The 21329-nt window shown below is 59.2% G+C and carries 18 protein-coding genes and 1 pseudogene; 6 read left to right on the top strand and 13 right to left on the bottom strand.

Features of this window, described 5'->3' with window-relative positions:
• Positions 1–939: an MlaD family protein gene (locus ACI77H_RS00380; protein ID WP_407009861.1), complete on the top strand. Its 939-nt coding sequence runs from the start codon at positions 1–3 to the stop codon at positions 937–939.
• Positions 936–1559, top strand: a complete 624-nt coding sequence (locus ACI77H_RS00375; RefSeq protein ID WP_407009860.1) for an ABC-type transport auxiliary lipoprotein family protein — start codon at positions 936–938, stop codon at positions 1557–1559. Before ACI77H_RS00380 ends, ACI77H_RS00375 begins: the two co-directional genes overlap by 4 nt.
• A 121-nt stretch (positions 1560–1680) precedes the next feature.
• Here the strand turns inward: ACI77H_RS00375 and ACI77H_RS00370 are convergent, their stop codons facing one another.
• The 5 genes and pseudogenes from ACI77H_RS00370 to ACI77H_RS00350 form a co-directional block, all read right to left on the bottom strand.
• A complete protein-coding gene (locus ACI77H_RS00370) occupies positions 1681–2910 on the bottom strand; it encodes a nucleoside recognition domain-containing protein (protein WP_407009859.1) in 1230 nt (409 codons plus the stop codon).
• A gap of 187 nt (positions 2911–3097) precedes the next feature.
• Positions 3098–4427, bottom strand: a pseudogene (gene gltP, locus ACI77H_RS00365) (glutamate/aspartate:proton symporter GltP).
• Between the two features lie 717 nt (positions 4428–5144).
• The gene (locus ACI77H_RS00360; protein ID WP_407009858.1) at positions 5145–5609 is read right to left on the bottom strand and encodes an inhibitor of vertebrate lysozyme family protein; all 465 of its coding nucleotides are present in this window, start codon (positions 5607–5609) and stop codon (positions 5145–5147) included.
• A gap of 2 nt (positions 5610–5611) precedes the next feature.
• On the bottom strand, positions 5612–5776 hold the full coding sequence (locus ACI77H_RS00355) for a DUF1328 domain-containing protein (protein WP_003177151.1): 165 nt from the start codon (positions 5774–5776) through the stop codon (positions 5612–5614).
• 81 nt (positions 5777–5857) lie between these two features.
• Entirely contained in the window at positions 5858–6145 is a 288-nt protein-coding gene (locus tag ACI77H_RS00350; protein WP_150630678.1) for a hypothetical protein, read from the bottom strand.
• 438 nt (positions 6146–6583) lie between these two features.
• On the opposite strand from ACI77H_RS00350, the gene algB reads away from it, so the two are divergent.
• Both algB and ACI77H_RS00340 read left to right on the top strand, forming a co-directional pair.
• A complete protein-coding gene (gene algB, locus ACI77H_RS00345; protein WP_407009857.1) occupies positions 6584–7930 on the top strand; it encodes a sigma-54-dependent response regulator transcription factor AlgB in 1347 nt (448 codons plus the stop codon).
• A 10-nt stretch (positions 7931–7940) separates the two neighbouring features.
• Positions 7941–9731 carry a KinB sensor domain-containing domain gene (locus ACI77H_RS00340; protein ID WP_407009856.1) on the top strand — a complete coding sequence of 597 codons (1791 nt, stop codon included), beginning with the start codon at positions 7941–7943 and terminating at the stop codon, positions 9729–9731.
• Positions 9732–9738: 7 nt separating this feature from the next.
• Here ACI77H_RS00340 and ACI77H_RS00335 read toward each other — a convergent pair whose 3' ends face one another.
• The 7 genes from ACI77H_RS00335 to ACI77H_RS00305 form a co-directional block, all read right to left on the bottom strand.
• A complete protein-coding gene (locus ACI77H_RS00335; protein ID WP_407009855.1) occupies positions 9739–11352 on the bottom strand; it encodes an EAL domain-containing protein in 1614 nt (537 codons plus the stop codon).
• A gap of 76 nt (positions 11353–11428) precedes the next feature.
• The gene (locus ACI77H_RS00330; protein WP_407009854.1) at positions 11429–12211 is read right to left on the bottom strand and encodes an N-acetylmuramoyl-L-alanine amidase; all 783 of its coding nucleotides are present in this window, start codon (positions 12209–12211) and stop codon (positions 11429–11431) included.
• A gap of 103 nt (positions 12212–12314) precedes the next feature.
• Positions 12315–14378 carry a diguanylate cyclase gene (locus tag ACI77H_RS00325; protein WP_407009853.1) on the bottom strand — a complete coding sequence of 688 codons (2064 nt, stop codon included), beginning with the start codon at positions 14376–14378 and terminating at the stop codon, positions 12315–12317.
• Positions 14375–15253, bottom strand: coding sequence for an endonuclease/exonuclease/phosphatase family protein (locus ACI77H_RS00320; protein WP_407009852.1), 879 nt, complete (start codon positions 15251–15253; stop codon positions 14375–14377). Before ACI77H_RS00320 ends, ACI77H_RS00325 begins: the two co-directional genes overlap by 4 nt.
• A 14-nt stretch (positions 15254–15267) precedes the next feature.
• A complete protein-coding gene (locus ACI77H_RS00315; RefSeq protein WP_407009851.1) occupies positions 15268–15909 on the bottom strand; it encodes a thiol:disulfide interchange protein DsbA/DsbL in 642 nt (213 codons plus the stop codon).
• Between the two features lie 200 nt (positions 15910–16109).
• Positions 16110–16721 carry a c-type cytochrome gene (locus ACI77H_RS00310; RefSeq protein WP_407009850.1) on the bottom strand — a complete coding sequence of 204 codons (612 nt, stop codon included), beginning with the start codon at positions 16719–16721 and terminating at the stop codon, positions 16110–16112.
• Between the two features lie 46 nt (positions 16722–16767).
• A complete protein-coding gene (locus ACI77H_RS00305) occupies positions 16768–17058 on the bottom strand; it encodes a c-type cytochrome (RefSeq protein ID WP_407009849.1) in 291 nt (96 codons plus the stop codon).
• Positions 17059–17249: 191 nt separating this feature from the next.
• Between ACI77H_RS00305 and yihA the strand changes: the two genes are divergently transcribed.
• A complete protein-coding gene (gene yihA, locus ACI77H_RS00300) occupies positions 17250–17894 on the top strand; it encodes a ribosome biogenesis GTP-binding protein YihA/YsxC (protein WP_407009848.1) in 645 nt (214 codons plus the stop codon).
• 285 nt (positions 17895–18179) lie between these two features.
• On the opposite strand, the gene polA is transcribed toward yihA, so the two are convergent.
• Complete coding sequence (polA, locus tag ACI77H_RS00295; RefSeq protein WP_407009847.1) at positions 18180–20951, bottom strand: DNA polymerase I; 2772 nt, start codon at positions 20949–20951, stop codon at positions 18180–18182.
• A 74-nt stretch (positions 20952–21025) separates the two neighbouring features.
• Between polA and ACI77H_RS00290 the strand changes: the two genes are divergently transcribed.
• Entirely contained in the window at positions 21026–21316 is a 291-nt protein-coding gene (locus ACI77H_RS00290; RefSeq protein ID WP_407009846.1) for a DUF2782 domain-containing protein, read from the top strand.
• Positions 21317–21329: the final 13 nt, after the last annotated feature.

Here is a 21329-nt window from a genome sequence, read left to right as displayed (position 1 = left end):
ATGGAAACCCGAGCCCATCACGTATTGATCGGCCTGTTCACGGTGATTGTGGTGGCAGGCGCCCTGCTCTTCGGCTTGTGGCTGGCCAAGTCCAGCGTCGATACCGAGTTCAAGGATTACGAGATCGTCTTCAACGAGGCGGTCAGCGGCCTGTCCAAGGGCAGTGCCGTGCAGTACAGCGGGATCAAGGTCGGCGACGTGGTGACCTTGCGCCTGGACCCGAAAGACCCGCGTCGGGTGTTGGCGCGGATTCGTCTCGGCGGCGATACGCCGATCAAGGAAGACACCCAGGCCAAACTGGCGCTGACCGGGATCACCGGGACCTCGATCATCCAGCTCAGTGGCGGCACGCCGCAGAGCCCGACGCTCAAGGGCAAGGGCGGTGACCTGCCGACCATCGTCGCATCGCCCTCACCCATCGCCCGGCTGCTCAACGACAGCAACGACCTGATGGCCGGCGTGAATGTGTTGATGCACAACGCCAATCAGATGTTTTCGTCGGAGAACGTCGAGCGCATCAGCAAGACCCTCGAACATCTGGAACAAACCACCGGCACCATCGCCGATCAGCGTGGCGATATCCGCCAGGCGATGCAGCAACTGGCGTCGGTCGGCAAGCAGGCCAGTGCGATGCTGGAACAGACGTCGGCACTGATGCGCAACGCCAACGGTTTGCTCAACGATCAGGGCAAGCACATGTTCGGCAGCGCCGAGCAGGCGATGAAGTCGCTTGAACAAAGCAGCGCGACGATCAACAAATTGCTGACCAACAATCAGGATTCCCTCAACAGCGGCATGCAAGGCCTCAATGGTCTGGCCCCCGCTGTACGTGAGTTGCGCGATACCCTGACCTCGTTGCGCGCGATTTCCCAGCGCCTGGAAGCCAACCCGAGCGGTTACTTGCTGGGCAATGACAAGAACAAGGAGTTCACGCCATGAAGCTGACTCACATCGCCCTCCTCGGCGCTTTTGCGCTGACCAGCGCCTGCTCGATCCTGCCCAAGTCCGAGCCGTCCGATGTCTATCGGTTGCCCTCGGCCCAGAGCGTTTCTCCCAGCCACGGCACGCCGCAACGCTGGTCACTGCGCCTGACCAAACCGCAGGCCAGCGAGGCGTTGAACAGTTCGCAAATCGCTGTGATTCCGCAAGGCGACCTGATCAGCAGCTACAAGGCTTCACGCTGGAGCGATCCGGCGCCGGTGCTGCTGCGTAATCGTTTGCTGGACGGTTTTCAGCGTGACGGTCGGGTCGTGTTGCTGAGCACCGACGACAGCAATTTCCAGGCGGACCTGGAATTGGGCGGGAGTTTGCAGGCGTTCCAGACTGAATATCAGGGCACGAATGCGAGCGTCGTCGTGCGGCTGGATGCGCTGTTGGTGCGCGGTTACGACCAGCGCATTCTCGCCAGCCGCCGCTTCGAAGTGCGTCAGCCGTTGAGCGATGTGCAGGTGCCAGCGGTGGTGGCCGGGTTTGGCCAGGCGAGTGATCAATTGACGGCGCAAGTAGTCAGCTGGGCGGTGGAGCAAGGACAGAAACTCGCGCCGTCACCGCGACCTTGAAACCCTGCACAGACCCAATGTGCGAGCGGGCTTGCCCGCGAAAGCGGTGTGTCATTCACTATTGATGTCGCCTGGCAGGACGCCTTCGCGAGCAAGCCCGCTCCCACATGGGGTTTTGTGGTTATCCGAAGAACCAGTAACAGACGCCGATAGCGCCGAGAACGCCCGCCAACTCCGCCAGCAATGCACACCCCACCGCGTGCCGTGCCCGCTGAATCCCTACCGCGCCGAAGTACACCGCCAGCACATAGAACGTCGTCTCGGTACTGCCTTGAACCGTCGCCGCCACCAATGCAGGGAAGCTGTCGACCCCGGACGTTTTCATGGTTTCGATCAGCATCGCCCGTGCGGCGCTGCCGGAGAACGGCTTGACCATCGCCGTCGGCAGCGCGTCGACGAAGCGCGTGTCCCAACCGGCCCATTCCACCAGATGACGAATCCCGTCGAGGCCGAAATCCAGGGCCCCGGATGCGCGCAGCACGCCCACCGCGCACAGCATCGCCACCAGGTACGGCAACAGATTCTTCGCTACATCGAAGCCTTCTTTCGCGCCTTCGACGAAGGCCTCGTAGACCTTCACTTTGCGCAGCGCGCCGATCACCAGAAACAGCATGATCAGCCCGAACAGCGTCAGGTTGCCGAGGATCGAAGACAGGCCGGCCAGCGCGGTCGCCGAGAGCGTCGCCAACAGCGCCATGAAGCCGCCGAGGGCGAGGGCGCCGGGGATCAGATAGGCGAGCACCACGGGGTCCCACAGGCGTAGACGCTGCATGAAGGCCACCGACAGCAAACCCACCAACGTCGAGCAACTGGTGGCCAGCAGAATTGGCAGGAACACCAGCGTCGGATCCGGCGCACCTTGCTGGGCGCGGTACATGAAGATCGTCACCGGCAGCAGGGTCAGCGATGAGGCATTGAGCACCAGAAAGAGGATTTGCGCATTGCTGGCAACGGTGGCGCTGGGATTCAGCTCTTGCAGCGCCTTCATGGCTTTAAGGCCGATTGGCGTGGCGGCGTTGTCCAGGCCCAGGCCGTTGGCAGCGAAGTTCAGGGTGATCAGGCCGATGGCCGGGTGACCGGCCGGCACTTCCGGCATCAGGCGCAGGAACAACGGGCCCAGCGCCTTGGCCAGCCATTCGACGATCCCGGCTTTCTCGGCAATCCGCAGAAAACCCAGCCAGAGGGTGAGGGTGCCGAACAGCAGGACCATCACCTCGACCGACAGCTTGGCCATGGCGAAAATGCTTTCCACCATCGCCGCGAAGATCCCGGCATTACCGCCGATCAGCCACTGCGCCAGCGCCGACACGGCCGCGACGATGAAGAAGCCAAGCCACAGGCCATTGAGCATCAGTTAAATCCCCCGAAGAATGCGGCGAATGATAGCGGGGTAGCCAGAAACGACAAACCCCGGATTTCTCCGGGGTTCATATACACGCCACGCATCTGTAGGAACCGGCTTGCTGGCGATCGTGACGCCGCGGTGTATCAGTCACACCGCGTTATCGTTCATCGCCAGCAAGCCGGCTCCTGCAGGGTTAGTTGTTAGACACTTCGCCAGCCGGCAATTTTTCCTTGCTGCGCCAGTGCGGCAGGGAATTCCAGTAGCGCTGACCCTTGGCGTCGTCGTACATGCCTTCCCAACGGGAGATGACCAATACGGCCAGGGCGTTGCCGATCACGTTCAGAGCGGTACGGGCCATGTCCATGATGCGGTCGACACCGGCAATGAACGCCAGGCCTTCCAGCGGAATACCTACGCTGCCCAAGGTCGCCAGCAGCACCACGAAGGACACGCCCGGAACACCGGCGATGCCTTTGGAGGTGACCATCAGCGTCAACACCAGCAGCAATTGCTGGCTGATCGACAGGTCGATGCCGTAGAGCTGGGCAATGAAGATGGCCGCGATGCTTTGATAAAGCGTCGAGCCGTCGAGGTTGAACGAGTAACCGGTCGGCACCACGAAGCTGCAAATGGCTTTCGGCGCCGTAGGCTTCCATCTTCTCGATCACACGCGGCAGCACGGTTTCGGAGGAGGCGGTGGAGTAGGCCAGCACCAGCTCATCCTTGAAGATGCGCATCAGTTTGATCACCGAGAAGCCGAACAGGCGGGCGATCAGGCCCAGCACCATGAAGGCGAAGAAGGCGATAGCGAAGTAAACCAGGATGACCAGCTTGGCCAGCGGCAGCAGGGACGCGAAGCCGAAGTTGGCGACGGTCACCGCGATCAGGGCGAACACGCCGATCGGGGCGTAGTTCATGATCATGTGGGTGACTTTGAACATGCTTTCCGACACGCCCTGGAACATTGTCACCAGCGGGTCGCGCAACTCGGGCTTGAGGCTCGACAGACCGAGACCGAACAGCACCGAGAAGAAGATGATCGGCAGCATTTCACCGCGAGCGATGGCTGCGAAGATGTTCGACGGGATCAGGTTGAGGATGATTTCGATGAACGCGTGTTCATGCTGCACCTCGGCGGCCGTGGCCTGGTACTTGGAAATATCCACGGTACCCAGGGTGCTCATGTCGATGCCGGCGCCCGGGTGGAACACGTTGGCCAGCACCAGACCAACGACGATGGCGATGGTGGTGACGATCTCGAAGTAGATGATGGTCTTGAGGCCGATGCTGCCGAGTTTCTTCGCGTCACCGACGCCTGCAATGCCGACGATCAACGATGAGATCACGATCGGGATCACGATCATCTTGATCAGACGGATAAAGATATCGCCTGCCGGTTGCAGAACGTTGCTGATCCACCAGACCTTCTCGGCACTGAAATGGTTGAGCAACGCACCGATTGCAATCCCCAATACCAGACCGATGAGGATCTGCCAGGCGAGGCTAAGCTTTGCCTTCTTCATATCTTTACCCTTACTTGCGTTTGACTCAGGCAGATGCAAGAACTGGAACGCCTGCGGCGAAAAAGTCTGGTGCATCTGCCCCCGTATAAGGTGCCCCGGAGCGAGTATTTATGGCTCTCTGGCAGGCGAAAAAAGGCGCAACTATTCCGATGCAAGGAAGCGACGTCTAATGCCGTAAACGCCTACCCTATGCCGAATCGGCATGAGGTTTTTTTACTGAAACCGACGTCGCAAACGGTTCGAATGTGACATTTCGGCAGGCATAAGTGCCGTGAACCGGCCATCTCAGGGCGGGGAGAGTGTTTTTTGATCAGTTGTGCAGGAGGGTTATTTCAGAAAAATCCGACTATGACAGGCGAGCAATCGCTACAAAAACAGGCGTTTTTTTCTCGATGTACGGTCACGCAAAAAACACCGGGGAAAGTATTTTCCAGTGATCCTCAGTATCAATGTGAGGGTAGACAAGCGAAACCGAATGGATCGCTCTACTTCAACGCTTTGCGCGGACAAGCTCTTCGCAAGTCCGTCGAACTCTGGTGGCTCGGCGAACTTGCGTCGCAGCTTTTTCCTGACCCGGCCCTTTCGCAGGTACTCCCTGTACCCGTAGGTCACTCCGCCCCTGAAACAGGCAGAACGTCCCGACCCCTTGGTCATGCGTCTACCTTCCTCGGGTAGCGCATTGGAGAGAAGCAATGCTGCTTCTTTCGTGTGACAAATTCAGTACCAGTTCGGATCTTTTTTCAGTTGTTCCATCAACAGGTCCTGCATGCCTTGGTCAGGCTTGCCGAGGAAGCGGTAATCGGCATGCCGAGTCGGCGACTTGTCAGCCGGCAATCCAGCAGGCACTTCGACCAACATGGCGTAAGCATCCTTCTTGTTGAAGCTGACGGCAACGATCAGGCGTTTGTTGAGGCATGTGTCATGCGATTCGCAGAGCGGCCCCACCAGATACTTGTCGCCATCTTCTTCCACTGCATTCATTTGCTCGGCGTCGCCGGACAGGTTCATCACCCATTCCGGCAAGCGTTCTTCCTTTTTCACCACGCCTTGCCAGGTGTTATGAAACTGCGAGTCTGCGCTTAACAACTCGTTGACCCGCGCCTGGCCATCATTGGCCGCCATCACCGTGGCGCTGCCGCCCAGAAACAGGGCGGCTGCCAGCGTTTTCAGTGAAACGTTCATCTTCAACCTCGACCGCGACGGCCAAAGAAGAACGACGCAATGAACATCACCAGGAACACGACAAAGAGAATCTTGGCGATACCCGTTGCGGTGCCCGCGATACCACCGAAGCCCAGTACTGCGGCGATGATGGCAATGATCAAGAATGTGATTGCCCAGCTCAACATGGTGATTCTCCTTACGCTTTTATTTAGAGGTGTTGCTCGTGATGCTTACCCCGGCGCAGCGAGCGCGCCAAGTTAGTGTGTTTAGAACACCCAACGTTCCTGACGTGGCATCTCGTCCGCAGGCTGAGCCTGGTCGACATCCATCATTCGCATCGGGACGCTGTCGGCGAAGCTGCTGCTGACGGCGCTGAAGTGGGTTTGGGTCGGATGTTGAATCGGCACGCGTGGCACTTCTTGCTGCTGGCTCTGCTCCCAACGCTGAAACTGCTGGCCGCCGATCAAAGTGATCAAGAGCGCCAGAACAGCAAACAGGCCTTGCTGGATATGCAGTGGCGAGATACGCAATTGGGCGGCACGTTGGCGATTCATCCTGAAGCTCCTCCCACTTCTGTGGTGATTTTGTAATGGGCTAGGAGTTGCTGAATGCCCTGGTTAATCAGGTTGTTGCAGCCTGCGTGCCAGTTCTTTATGTAAAAAAAAGTTAAGAAAATCAAAAGCTTATGTTCTTTGTTGAAAGCATGTCGGACGCATCCTGCACGATAGCCCTTTCGCAGTCGTGCGTAATGCACGATTAATTCGTAGGAGCTTTCACTTTTTTTGAATTGCGAGGAGGGCGCGGATGTCACAAGGGGAGATGGGAATCGCTTGAAAACCGGCTATCTGATTAAAAAACAACAAAATCAGGTAATTAGCCGTAGGGTGATGAGAGAGCTACCCTGCTGTGGTCGGAATCGACCAGAATAAACCATGCAACTTGCCCGATTTTTCCGGGACTAACCCAGATCATTCTTTAAGGAGCGTAGGAAAATGGAGTCAGCCACTGAGCATCAAGGCCGCATTCTGCTGGTGGACGACGAATCCGCCATCCTGCGAACGTTCCGATACTGCCTCGAAGACGAAGGCTACAGCGTCGCCACCGCCAACAGCGCGGCCCAGGCCGACGCGCTGCTGCAACGCCAGGTGTTTGACCTGTGCTTCCTCGATTTGCGCCTCGGTGAGGATAATGGCCTCGACGTGTTGGCGCAGATGCGCATTCAGGCGCCGTGGATGCGCGTGGTGATCGTCACCGCACATTCGGCTGTGGACACCGCGGTGGATGCCATTCAGGCCGGCGCCGCTGATTATCTGGTTAAACCGTGCAGCCCCGATCAATTGCGCCTTGCCACCGCCAAGCAACTGGAGGTGCGGCAACTGTCGGCACGTCTGGAGGCGCTGGAAGGTGAAGTGCGCAAACCCAAGGACGGTCTGGATTCCCACAGCCCGGCGATGAAAGTGGTGCTTGAAACCGCCCGCCAGGTGGCCAACACGGATGCCAACATCCTGATCCTCGGCGAATCCGGTACGGGTAAGGGTGAGCTGTCCCACGCCATTCACGGCTGGAGCAAACGCGCGAAAAAGTCCTGCGTCACCATCAACTGCCCATCGCTGACGGCCGAGCTGATGGAAAGCGAGCTCTTCGGCCACAGCCGTGGCGCGTTCACCGGTGCCAGCGAAAGTACCCTCGGGCGCGTGAATCAAGCTGATGGTGGAACGCTGTTTCTCGACGAAATCGGCGATTTTCCCCTGACGTTGCAGCCAAAGTTGCTGCGTTTCATCCAGGACAAGGAGTATGAGCGCGTCGGCGATCCGGTCACCCGCCGCGCCGATGTGCGCATCCTCGCGGCCACCAACCTCAACCTTGAAGACATGGTCCGCGATGGCCGTTTCCGTGAAGACTTGCTCTATCGCTTGAACGTCATCACCTTGCACCTGCCGCCGCTGCGCGAACGACGGGAAGATATTCTGAACCTGGCTGACCGTTTTCTGGCCCGGTTCGTCAAGGAATACGCGCGTCCCGCCCGGGGCTTCAGTGATGAAGCCCGTGAAGCGCTGCTCAGCTATCGCTGGCCGGGGAATATCCGCGAGCTGCGCAACGTGATCGAGCGGGCAAGCATCATTTGTCCACAGGAACGGGTGGAAATCAGCCACCTGGGCATGGCCGAAACCCCCGTCAACAATGCGCCACGCATTGGCGCTGCGCTGAGCCTGGATGAACTGGAGAAGGCCCACATCGGTGCAGTCCTCGCCACCGCCGACACGCTGGATCAGGCCGCCAAGACGCTCGGCATCGACGCCTCGACCCTCTACCGCAAACGCAAGCAGTACAACTTGTGAGCCTTGCCCGATGAAACTGGCGATGAAGTTGCGAACTCGGCTTTTTCTGAGTATTTCCGCCCTGATCACCGTGGCGCTGCTGGGGCTTTTGCTCGGCCTGGTCAGCGTGATGCAGATGGCGGGGACCCAGGAAGCGCTGATTCGCAATAACTTCGTCACTCTGGACCTGGGCCTGAAGATGCGTCAGGCCCTGGGCGATCAACTGATTCTCATGCTGAGCGACAAACCCGATGCTGCGGCGTTCGAAACGTCTAAGCAGCATTATTTTCAGCTGCTGGATGAAGGCATCGCCCATGAGCAGGTCCAAGAAAGAGGCCAATACGGGTTCAGACAAGCCAAGGACGATTACCTGCGTTTTCTTCAGGCGCTGAACCTGGCGCAAGATCCGTCTCATGTGCTGAGTGGTAACGAAGACCTCACCGAAAAATTCAACGTCTTGCGCAACGGGCTGATTACCGAGCACAAGCGCGCGCTGGATAACATCAATGAAACGCAACTTCGGGCGCGGGAACGGGCGCTGCTGATTGCCGGCCTGCTCGGGTTGGTGGGACTGACCGTGCTGATCATCGGTTTCGTTACCGCTCACGCGATCGCACGTCGTTTCGGCGAGCCGATCGAGGCTTTGGCCCAGGCCGCCGACCACATCGGCCAAGGCAATTTCGAGGTAACCCTGCCGATTTCCTCGGCAGTGGAAATGAACCTGCTGACCAAGCGATTCGGGATCATGGCAGAGGCTTTGCGTCAGCATCAGGCCACCAACATCGACGAGTTGCTCGCCGGCCAGCAGCGTTTGCAAGCGGTGCTCGACAGCATCGACGACGGTCTGCTGATGATCGACCGCGATGGCCATCTCGAACACCTCAACCCGGTGGCGCAGCGCCAGTTGGGTTGGGACACTGATCGGCTTGGCCAGGGGCTGGGCAGCGCGCTCGAACGACCCGAGCTGGACCAACAGTTGCAACTGGTGCTGCGTGGCGGCAGTTTGGAGCGGGCGCCGGAGGACCTCAGTATCGAGGTCGATGGCGAGTCGCGGTTGCTCACGTACAGCCTGACGCCGGTCAGTCATACGCAGGGCCATATTCTGGGCGCGGTGATGGTGTTGCATGACGTCACCGAGCAGCGAGCTTTCGAGCGGGTGCGCAGCGAATTTGTGTTGCGCGCTTCTCATGAGCTGCGCACGCCCGTCACCGGGATGCACATGGCATTCGGCCTGTTCCGTGAGCGCGCGCATTTTGCGCAGGACTCGCGAGAAGCTGATCTGCTGGACACGGTCAATGAAGAGATGCAGCGTTTGATGCAGTTGATCAACGACTTGCTGAACTTCTCCCGCTACCAGAATGGCCTGCAGAAACTCTCGCTGGCGCCGTGTTCCATCGAGGAACTCCTTGAGCAGGCCCGGTCGCGGTTTGCCGATGCGGCGCAAGAGAAGGGCATCGACCTGCGGGTGGAGGTGCAAGGGCCATTACCGTGGTTGCAGGCCGATCAGCCGCAACTGGACCGTGTGCTCGACAACCTGATCGACAACGCGCTACGCCATACCGGCCCTGACGGCCTGATACGTTTGCAGGCACGGCGTCACGGGGAGCGGGTGATCATTAGCGTCGAGGACAATGGCGAAGGCATCGCTTACGGCCAACAGGGGCGGATCTTCGAGCCCTTTGTTCAGGTTGGACGCAAGAAGGGGGGCGCGGGGCTCGGTCTGGCGTTGTGCAAGGAAATCGTGCAGTTGCACGGTGGGCGGATGGGCGTCTATTCGCGGCCGGGGCAGGGTACTCAGTTCTATATGGCGTTGGCGGTTTAACGCGGGTTTACGCTTCGTCATCCAGGCGTCGGCCGGCCAGTCGCCGACCCCGGGTAATCAATTCGATGAACTGTACGGCGCTCAATGCATGGGCAAACAACCAGCCCTGACCGAACTTCACCCCTTCACTGCTCAAGAATACGGCTTGGGCTTCATGCTCGATGCCCTCGGCAATCACCTTCAGGTTCAGCGACTGGGCCATGTGAATAATGTGCGGTGCCACGCCACTGCTGGCGGCGTCATGCCCCAACGCATCGATGAACGCCTTGTCGATTTTCAGGCAGTCCACCGGCAGGGTTTGCAGGTAGGCGAGGCTGCAATAGCCAGTACCAAAGTCATCGATCAACACCTGATGCCCGACATCGCGCAAGGCTTGCAGATTTTCCCGGGCCACTACCACGTCAATCAATCCTCGCTCAGTCACCTCAAAGGCAATCTGCTTGGCCGCGACCCGGTGCAAGGTCAGCAGGCGTGCCATCACCTGGCCGATACGCGGCACCATGACATCGCACGCGGCGAGGTTGACCGAGATGTACAGTTGCGGATTGGCCCGCAACAACTGGCCCAGCTGTTCCAGCAGGCGTTGCAGGACGAAGTCGGTCATCTGACGGATCTGACCGGTGTTCTCCGCCATCGGAATGAACAGGTCGGGGCTGGTCAGCGTGCCGTCCGGCCGCCGCCAGCGCAGCAATGCTTCGGCGCCGACACAGTTGCGGCTGTCGAGGTTGAAGATCGGTTGATACAACACCTGCAACTCGCCTCGTCGAATCGCACCGGTCAATTCCGCGTCCAGCGACTGCCGCTGACGCACCAGCAAAAACACCATGAAGCCCACCAGTATTCCCAACGCCAGGCTGGCCGGCACCAGCCACCACCAGGCGGTTGGCACATTCACGGCGGTGCGCGGGGTGATCAGCACCAATTGGTACTCAGGGCTCTTGGTCGGCATGAGATAGATCAAGCGAGTCGGGGTGACTTGCAAGGCTTCGCTGCTTTTCGGTGGCCAGGGCTCGGTCGGCGGCCAGACTTGCGCGGAGCCCAGCACCGGAATCGCGCGGGTGCCGTGGTCAAGTATCACCAAAAGACTGCTACCCGGTGACAGGTCGACCATGTCGGTCAAATGTCCACGAGAGGTCGCGACACGAAAATTGCCACGCCCGAGCATAAGCGCGGCCCGGTTTTCATCAGGTTCGGTGGTGGTGTTCAGCCAATAACTGTAAGTGGGGTCTTTAATGTCCGGTGCTCGTGCCAGCGACAGTCCTTCCTGGCGTGGACGGTTAGAGCAGATCTTCGAGGCATCCATATACGCGGCCTCGTAAACAAAGCGGTAGTTGAAGCTAACCTGCTGCAAAGTGGCGATCATTTCTTTGTCGCAGATTCGCAGCGGTTGGGCCTCCAGATCATCGAGCCCTTCGCGCAGTTGCCCGAACAACTGCTCCAGACGCGCAAGAAATCGCTCACCCTGCGCGTTCATTTCCAGGCTTTCGTTTTGCTCGATCTGATGAATGGCCACGAACAGGCTGAGCGCCAATAACAATACGCTGCTCAGGGCAGCAGCCAGCATCGCCAAAAACAATGGGCGATAGAACCAGCTACGAAGCGTCTCTCGAGCAGCAGGCATGTTGGAATATCCGAAGAATTACCAATGAGTTATAGCTGCTGATTGGGAAAAAGCCCGGACCGTCGGGCGGGCGTCATTATTTTGTCTGATTCAACACCTGAAGCAGCGCTGCGGTTTGCGCGTCTGGCAGGCCGTCGAAGCGTGACGGCCGGAAGTGCATTTGAAACGCTGCGATGACATGGCGCGTCGCGACATCCAGTTCACCGGTTTGTGGCGTGGCATACCCCAGGCGGGCCAACTGCCCCTGGAACCAGCTGATACTCGGCATTTGTACGTCGAACCGGTTCTGTTGACGCGCCACGTCCTGCTCGTCCGGCCAGACGCCGAGGCCTTCGGTCGCCAGACGTTTCCAGGGAAAGAGCGGTCCCGGGTCAAGCTTGCGCAACGGTGCGATGTCGCTATGGCCGATTATGCTGCGCGGGTTGATGGCGTAGCGCTTGCTGATGTCTTTGAGCAGGACGATCAAAGACTGGACCTGAGCTTCGCTGTAGGGGAACCAATAACGCCCTCCGGTCGGGGTTTCCTTGAAGCCCGGATTGACGATTTCGATGCCGATGGAGCTGGAATTCAACCAGGTCCTGCCTTGCCATTCACTTTCCCCTGCATGCCACGCCCGTAGATTTTCATCCATCAACTGGTAGATGGTGGCGTTTTTGTCGTCGCCGATGAGGTAGTGGCTGCTGACTTCGCCATGGGTCAACAATTGCAGCGAGCGTTCGAGCGAGGCGGAGGTGTAATGCACCACCACGAACTGAATGCGGCTGTCGTGATTGACCGAAGGGTGACTGGTGTCGAGGCGGGGGCCGCTGGCGCAACCGGCTAACAGGATCAGCGACACGATGAGGGCAAGATATTTCATGGTAGAAGGCAATACACGCAAGACAGTAATGCAACAGTGTAACGTACTGCCTTGCGCGAGAATGGTTGGCGCGAACTTTTAAACAAAATGGAACAATTGGCTGTCAGCCCAGTTCCACTCGGTTACGGCCAGCATGTTTTGCCCGATATAGCGCCTGATCGGCTCTTTTAAGCACCAGATCACTGTGTTCCCCAGGCTTGAACGCTGTCAGTCCCATCGAAATGGTGATGGTCACCGGCTCACTTTTGAAGTGGAACGGGCAGGCTTCGATTGCTGCGCGCAAGCTTTCCAGAAGTTTGGCGCCGACGGCCGGCACTGTGGCGGGCATTAACAGGACAAATTCTTCACCGCCAAAGCGGGCAATGAAATCCGTCCCGCGCAGCCGTTTGCGCAACACCGTGGCGATGATTTTCAGCACTTTGTCGCCGGCAAGGTGGCCATAGTTATCGTTGATGCGTTTGAAATGGTCGAGGTCGAGCATGGCCAGCAGAAGGGTGTTGCCGTGTTGTTGCCACTGATGGATTTCGTGGTCGAGCCGTTCGCTCCAGGCTGCCCGGTTCGGCAGCCCGGTCAGCGGGTCGATCAAGGCTTTCTGGCGCTGCTCTTCGAGGTGTTCGCGATAACCCTGGGCTTCCTGCTCCATGTGCGCCACTCGTTCGGCCAGGCCTTTCAGGCGGGCGGCCACTTCCTGTTCGCGTTCGTCGCGCTGCTTCTGGTGCTGGTCCATGGTGCCGAGCAGACCTTCGAGGTGGTTCTCCAGGACATGCTTGAGGTCTTCCAGGTCTGCGGCTTCCTGCATGCTGCTCTGCAAACCGTCGACTTGCTCGCGGATCTGCGTGTCCATTTGCCGTGCGGCAGATTGGTTATCGGCATGGCCATCGCTGGCGGCTTGCAAGTTGCTCTGGAACGACTCGAGGCGTTCGTTGAGTTGCTGCAAGTAAACTTCGAACTCGTGTTGCCCGCTGTTGTTGATGGCCAGCATCAAGGTTGCCAGATCGTCGAGGATCGGCAGCAGTTCGTACCAGTTCAAGCCGTTTTGCAGGCGATCACGCATCGCTTCAGCTTGTGGGCGGTGACGTTCGGGCAGCGACAGGTCGTCGAGCAGGCCCAGTAGCGTGTCTTCGATGTGCTTGGCCACCGAGCTGTAGGACGGCTCGGGCGAGTCCGGAAGGGCGTAGAGAATATCGTGTTCAGGTTGTTCCGGATCGATGGCTGCCAGCGCCTGGGCCATGGCCGAGGGCAGGGGCAGGCTGTCGAGAAACACCACTGGGGTCAGTTCGTCGGGATTGATGGGCGGTTGGGCCTCGACGACCGGCGTCTCTGCGGCGGGTACCGGCTGCTCTGGTTGTTGAGTCTCTGGTTGGACCGGTGTTTCTATCTCGGGCGCTGGCGGAGGTTCAACGACAGGCGGCACAAACGCCACCACAGCAGGCGGCGGGGTGTCTGTTGTCGTGTCGGTTGCCAGCGGCTCGGTGGCGGCCGCGGGGGCGTCAGGCACGGTCACTGGTGGCTCTTCGGCGGCGGTCGAGGATTCGACGACGACTCGCGGCGCGTCGGCAGGCAAAGCAACAGGGGCTTCGACAGGCGGTGGCGCGGACACATGGGGCTCAGGGGTTGCAGCTTCCGGAGCGGCTTCATCCGCTTCGCGACTGCCGAACAATCGTTGCAGCAAGCCTGGACGACCGGGTTCTGCCGGGTTCTCCAGCTGACTCAAGGCTTTACCTTGCAGGCCGCTCAGTTCGCTGAGCAGCAACGGGATCTCGCGTGCCTGGCTGACGCGTCCGTCCAGCGTTTTGGCGAAATTCTTGAGTGGCCGACTGACTTCCCGGGGCAGCGGCAACGTTTGCAGTTGCGCAACCAGCGAGGTCAGCGCGGCACTGGTTTGATTGACTCGGGTTTCGCGACGCTGTTCGGAGTCGAGTACGGCTTTTTCCAGTCGCGGAAGCAGCGCCGCCAGGCCCGCATCCATGTCATTGGTGCGGATGACCTCACGCATTTCTTTCATGCACTGGTCAACCGCGCGGTCGGTGCCCTCGGCCGCCAGAGTACTGCGCACCAATCCCCGACGCAGCAAGTCGAGCCGGGCGTCCCAGCGACGCTCGAGTTTTTCCTGTTGTTCGATGCTTTTGAGGTATTTCTCTTTCCAGCGTTGTGCTTCGTCGCTCATTCAAGGGTTCCGCGAGGGGCAGGACTCAACGCGGGGAATGCATCGGCCGTGAGCGAACCCGGCAGACGAATCTCTACCGCGACCGGCAGGTGATCGGAAATGGGTTGTGCCAGCACTTCGACCTTTTCGAGGGTCAGGGTCGGGCTTAGCAGAATGTGGTCCAGGCAGCGTTGCGGGCGCCAGCTGGGGAAGGTCGCTTCCAGTTGCGGCGCCAGCAGACCGAGGTCGCGCAACGCGGAGTTTTGCAACAGGTCACTGGCATGAGTGTTCATGTCACCCATCAGTACCTGGTGTTTATAGCCGCCAATCAACTCGCGGATGTAAGCCAGTTGCATGCTGCGGGCGCGTGCGCCCAGTGCCAGATGCATCATGACCACCACCAGCGCTTCCGGACCTTCACCGAAACGCACCAGAATCGCTCCGCGACCCTTGGGCCCCGGCAGCGGATGATCTTCAATCGCCCACGGGCGCAGGCGGCTGAGCACGCCATTGCTGTGCTGGCCGAGGCGACCGAGATTGCGATTGAGTTGTTGATACCAGTAGGGGAAGGCGCCGAGTTGCGCCAGGTGTTCGACTTGATTGACGTAGCCGGATCGCAAGCTTCCGCCATCGGCTTCCTGCAGGGCGACCAGATCGAAGTCGCCCAACAGATTGCCGATCTTTTGCAGATTGTCGGCACGCCCGGTATGCGGCAACAGGTGCTGCCAGCCCCGGGTCAGGTAGTGCCGATAGCGCTCGGTACTGATGCCGACCTGGATATTGAAACTAAGCAAGCGCAGACGGCTGTCTGCGGGCAGGCCCGTCGATTCCAGGTGATGTTCGTTGACCCGCGGATCGTGCAGGCCGACGACGCGTTCAGTTCCCCAGCGGCGCATGGCAGTCGCCGCGCTTAGTTGGCGGCAGCCTTGTTCGCCGCCCGCTCTTTGTCGACCAGTTTGTCGGCCAGTTGCAACGCCTGCTCGGCGCCGCCGGCAGAACCCACGTCAAAGCGATATTTACCGTTGACGATCATGGTTGGAACGCCGGAAATTTCATACTTCTTGGCCAGTTCGCGCGCCTTTACGATCTTGCCCTTGATGGCGAAGGAGTCGAAGGTCGCCAGGAACTTGTCCTTGTCTACGCCTTGAGTCGCCAGGAAGTCGGCCATTTCATTCTTGTCGACGAGTTTTTTGTGCTCTTTCTGGATCGCATTGAAGACCGCAGCGTGCACTTTGCTCTCGACGCCCATGGCTTCCAGGGTCAGGAACATCTGGCCGTGTGCGTCCCATGGGCCGCCGAACATCGCAGGAATACGGACGAAATTCACGTCGGACGGCAGCTTCTCGACCCAAGGATTGATCACTGGCTCGAAAGCGTAGCAATGCGGGCAGCCGTACCAGAACAGCTCCACCACTTCGATCTTGCCAGGCACCGCAACCGGAACCGGATTGCTCAGTTCAACATAAGGGGCGGCGGGGGCTTCGGCGGCTTGGGCAGTCATGCCGAACAGGCTGGCAGCGACGAGTGCGGCGCTGATGATCAGATTACGCATGCTTTACTCCTGGACAATTTTGGTCGCCTCGCGCGACCTGTTTTCAGACAGGTCATGGCGGGCTTGAGTTCTGTAGTGTAACGGCAGCAGGCACAAAAAAGGGTGGCCTGAGCCACCCTTTTTATACTTGCTGCGACGGATTAATAGAGCGTTAACGTTGCAGGAGATGTACGTCCCGCCCGCCGCGCGATTCGCCGGTCTTAGTGCAGGCCCTGAATGTAGCTCGACACTGCTGCGATGTCTTCGTCGCTAAGGCGTTTGGCAATGGTCTGCATGGTTTTGGTGTCGCCATCGTTGTTACGGCCGCCTTCTTCCTTGCGGAACTCGGTCAGCTGCTTGGCGATGTATTGAGCGTGCTGGCCACCCAGGTGCGGGAAGCCGGCAGCCGCGTTGCCGGCGCCATTAGGCGAGTGGCAGCCGGTGCAGGCTGGCAGGCCTTTGGCCAGGTCACCGCCACGGAACAGTGCTTCACCGCGAGCCACGACTTTCGGGTCGGCGGCGCCAACGCTGCCTTTCTGGCTGGCGAAGTAGGCGGCGATATCGGCCAGGTCCTGATCACTCAGGTTGGTCAGCAGGCCGGTCATTTCCAGTACCGTGCGTTTGCCGGACTTGATGTCGTGCAACTGCTTGTTCAGATAACGCTCGCCCTGGCCTGCCAGTTTCGGAAAGTTAGGCGCCATGCTGTTGCCATCCGGGCCATGACAGGCGCCACATACTGCGGCTTTCGCCTGACCAGCAGTCGCATCACCTGCAGCATGGGCAATACCGGAAATCCCCACGGTCAACAGCAGACTCACGATCAATTTGTTCATCAGCTAATCCAACTACGGCTAAGGGTTAAAGAGTTATGGACCGGGATCACTCGCTCATCCACTGGATGATGACTTGGTAATCCTCGGCACTGCAGTCCATGCACAAACCACGCGGCGGCATCGCCTTGAAACCCTGGGTCACGTGTTGCACCAGCGTCTCCATACCTTTCGCCAACCTCGGCGTCCAAGCTTCCTGATCGCCCTTTTTGGGCGCCATGGGGAGTTGGCCGGAATGACAGGCACCACAAACACGGTTGTACACAGCTTCCGGATCCTGTGTAGCCTGAGCGCCGTAAAGCGGCATCAAGACACCGGCAGCTAGCAGCCATTTCGTCATAAAACGACCTTTTCAGGGTTGAGAGCGTTCTGCGTTCTGATGCGGAATCAAGGTCAATCGCTCTCGTGAACTTCATCCTACGCTGGGACAAAGCGCACACAAAATCTGCGGCATTATATACTGGCGTCACTGAAACGGAAACGACACCGCTTGCCGCGTCCATTCCCGGCGCCGCCCACATCGGAAATCCCATGCAACTCAAGAACCCCATCCTCGGCCTGTGCCAACAGTCCACCTTCATGCTCAGCGCTGCCAAAGTCGACCAATGTCCCGACGACGAAGGCTTTGAAGTGGCCTTCGCCGGGCGTTCCAACGCCGGTAAATCCAGCGCGTTGAACACCCTGACGCATGCCAGCCTGGCGCGGACCTCGAAAACGCCGGGTCGCACGCAACTCTTGAACTTCTTCAAGCTAGACGAAGATCGGCGTCTGGTCGACCTGCCGGGTTACGGTTACGCGAAAGTACCTATCCCGTTGAAGCTGCACTGGCAGCGTCACCTGGAAGCTTATCTGGGTGGTCGCGAGAGTTTGAAAGGCCTGATTTTGATGATGGACATCCGTCATCCAATGACCGATTTCGACCTGTTGATGCTCGATTGGGCCGTCGCCAGCGGCATGCCGATGCACATTCTGCTGACCAAAGCGGACAAGTTGACCTACGGCGCGGCGAAAAACGTCCTGCTCAAGGTGCAGTCGGATATCCGCAAAGGCTGGGGTGATGCGATCACCATTCAACTGTTCTCGGCGCCAAAACGTCTGGGCCTGGAAGACGCCTACACTGTACTGGCGGGCTGGATGGAGCTGGCGGACAAGGGCGCGGAGCCCGTCGAGCAGTAAATCGCAGGCAAAAAAAACCCCGGACTTCTTATGGGGAGGGGGAAGTTCCGGGGTCCAAGTTCCGGACCGCTAGGGCGGGGTCCAGATATCTGCCAACACTTAACACAACATTAGGAGCATGAAGGGCTTCACCAGCCATTCAGTAACTCTGAGTGGCGGTTCACAGGTTTAGTTCCGGCGCTTCAAAAACCATTTGAAATAAGCCGAATCGCTATCCGAAATAAGCGCCCTGCGTCCCTTCTGCCGCGGCACTATGCCGCAGCAGAAAACACCTTTTCAGACGGCTCAGTGAGCCTCATCCCAGTTATTTCCTACACCCACCTCGACCAGCAGCGGCACATCCAGCTTCGCGGCGTCGCTCATGTGCACGCGAATTTCTTCACGAACCTGATCGACCAGGTCTTCACGCACCTCAAGCACCAATTCATCGTGCACCTGCAGGATGACTTTGGCGTCGAGACCTGACGACGTCAGCCAGTTATCCACCGCCACCATGGCTATTTTGATGATGTCTGCCGCGGTGCCTTGCATTGGCGCGTTGATCGCCGTGCGTTCGGCGCCTTTGCGCAGGGCCGGGTTTTTCGCGTTGATTTCCGGCAGGTACAGGCGACGACCGAAAATGGTCTCGACAAAACCTTGCTCGGCCGCCTGGGCGCGGGTGCGCTCCATGTATTCCAGGACGCCTGGATAGCGGGCGAAATAGCGGTCGATGTACGCCTGGGACTGTTTGCGATCGACGCCGATCTGCTTGGCCAGGCCAAACGCGCTCATGCCGTAGATCAAACCGAAGTTGATCGCCTTGGCGCTGCGGCGCTGATCAGTGGTGACCTGCGTCAACTCGACGCCGAACACTTCGGCGGCGGTGGCTTTGTGCACGTCCAGGTCATTGCGGAAGGCGTGCAGCAAACCCTCGTCCTTTGCCAGGTGCGCCATGATTCGCAGTTCGATTTGCGAGTAGTCAGCGGCCAGCAGCTTGTAGCCTTTGGGCGCCACAAACGCCTGACGAATCCGCCGGCCTTCGGCGGTGCGAATCGGGATGTTCTGCAGGTTCGGATCGCTGGACGACAAACGCCCCGTCGCCGCGACGGCCTGATGATAAGACGTGTGAATCCGCCCGGTGCGCGGGTTGATCTGCTCCGGCAGGCGGTCGGTGTAGGTGCTTTTCAGTTTGCTCATCGAGCGGTATTGCATCAGCACTTTGGGTAGCGGGTAATCCTGCTCGGCCAGTTCCGCCAGCACCGCTTCGGCGGTTGAGGCCTGGCCTTTGGCGGTTTTGCTGAGGATCGGCAAGCCGAGTTTTTCGTACAGGATCACGCCCAATTGCTTCGGCGAACCGAGGTTGAATTCCTCACCGGCGATGGCAAATGCCTCACGCTCCAGCGCGACCATTTTCTCGCCCAGCTCGACACTCTGGATACCCAGCAGGTTGGCATCGACCAACGCGCCCTGACGTTCGATCCGTGCCAGCACCGGCACCAGCGGCATTTCAATGTCGCTCAGGACCTTGCTCAGGCTCGGAATAGCGTTGAGCTTTTCCTGCAGGGTTTGATGCAGGCGCAGCGTCACGTCGGCGTCTTCGGCGGCGTACGGGCCGGCCAGTTCCAGGGAGATCTGGTCAAAGGTCAGCTGCTTGGCGCCTTTGCCGGCGATGTCCTGGAAGCTGGTGGTGGTGTGATTCAGGTACTTGAGCGCCAGGCTGTCCATGTCGTGACGGGTCGCGGTGGAGTCCAGCACATAGGATTCGAGCATGGTGTCGAAGGCAATACCTTGTACGGTGATGCCGCAGCTCTGATCGCCACCGATGGCGCAGTTGGCCAGGATGTTCATGTCGAACTTGGCGTGCTGGCCGACCTTGAGTTTGTTCGGATCTTCCAGAATCGGTTTCAGCGCACGAAGTACGGTGTCGCGATCCAGCTGATCCGGCACGCCCATGTAGGAATGGGTCAGCGGAATGTAGGCGGCTTCGTTGGCCTGTACAGCAAACGACAGGCCGACCAACTGCGCCTGTTGCGCATCGATGCCGGTGGTTTCGGTGTCGAAGGCGATCAGTCTGGCGTCGTTGAGCTTCTTCAGCCACAAGTCGAAATCGGCCTGGGTGAGGATTGTGGTGTATTTGAGTTCGCTCTCGACGGCGGCTTCTTCAACCACCGGCGCGGTGACTTCCTGGCCGGAACGTTTGGCGTCGCGCTGATTTTCTTCAAACCAGCTTTTGAACTCGAGCAGGGTATAGAGCTCGGCGAGCTTGTCGTGATCCGGCTTGCCCATTTGCAGGTCGTCGAGGCCGATGTCCAGCGGCACGTCGATCTTGATCGTCGCCAACTGATAGGAGAGGAAGGCCATCTCCTTGTGCTCTTCGAGCTTGGCTGGCAGGGTCTTGGCGCCACGAATCGGCAGGGTCGGGACGATATCGAGCTGGGCGTACAGCTCGGTCAGGCCGCCGTTTACTCCAACGAGCAGGCCGGAAGCGGTCTTGGGGCCGATGCCCGGAACGCCCGGGATGTTGTCGGACGAATCGCCCATCAGTGCCAGATAATCGATGATCTGCTCGGGAGCGACGCCGAATTTCTCCTTCACGCCGTCCACGTCCATGCTGCTACCGGTCATGGTGTTGACCAAGGTAATGTGGCCGTCGACCAGTTGCGCCATGTCCTTGTCGCCAGTGGAGATGATCACCGGACGGTCAGCGGCGGCGCTGCTGCGGGCCAGCGTGCCGATTACGTCATCGGCTTCGACGCCTTCGACGCACAGGAGCGGGAAACCCAGGGCGATCACGCTCTGGTGCAGCGGCTCGATCTGTACGCGCATGTCGTCGGGCATGCTTGGGCGATTGGCCTTGTATTCGGCGTACATGTCATCGCGAAATGTCCCGCCCTTGGCGTCAAACACCACGGCGAACGGACTGTCCGGGTACTGCTTGCGCAGACTCTTGAGCATGTTCAGCACGCCTTTGACCGCTCCGGTCGGCAGACCTCTGGAAGTGGTCAGCGGCGGCAGGGCGTGAAAGGCGCGGTACAGGTAAGAAGAACCGTCCACCAGGACGAGGGGGGCTTGGCTCATGAGCAGGATCAACCTTTTCGGCGGGTCCGGCGCTAGAATAGCGGGACCGTTGACGACAAAGGGACAAGGTTATCATGCGCACACTAAATCGCCTGTTGCTGGCTGGCTTGTTTGCAACCGTTCCAATGGCCGCCATGGCGGCGGATGATGCGCCGACTCCGGAGCCGGAAGTCACGATCCGCACGGAAGGGGACAAAGTCATTCAGGAGTACCGTCAAAACGGTTTCCTGTATGCGATCAAGGTCACGCCGAAGGGCGCACCCCCGTATTTTCTGGTGCGTGCGGACGGCACGGATGCAAACTTCATCCGCTCGGATCAGCCGGATATGCTGATTCCGTCGTGGAAAATTTTTGAGTGGAAGTAGTTTCTTAATTTCA

The organism is Pseudomonas sp. O230 (assembly GCF_045447035.1).
Taxonomy (GTDB): domain Bacteria; phylum Pseudomonadota; class Gammaproteobacteria; order Pseudomonadales; family Pseudomonadaceae; genus Aquipseudomonas.
The sequence above is the reverse complement of the archived record's forward strand: the minus strand, read 5'-3'. Positions and strand labels throughout refer to the sequence as shown.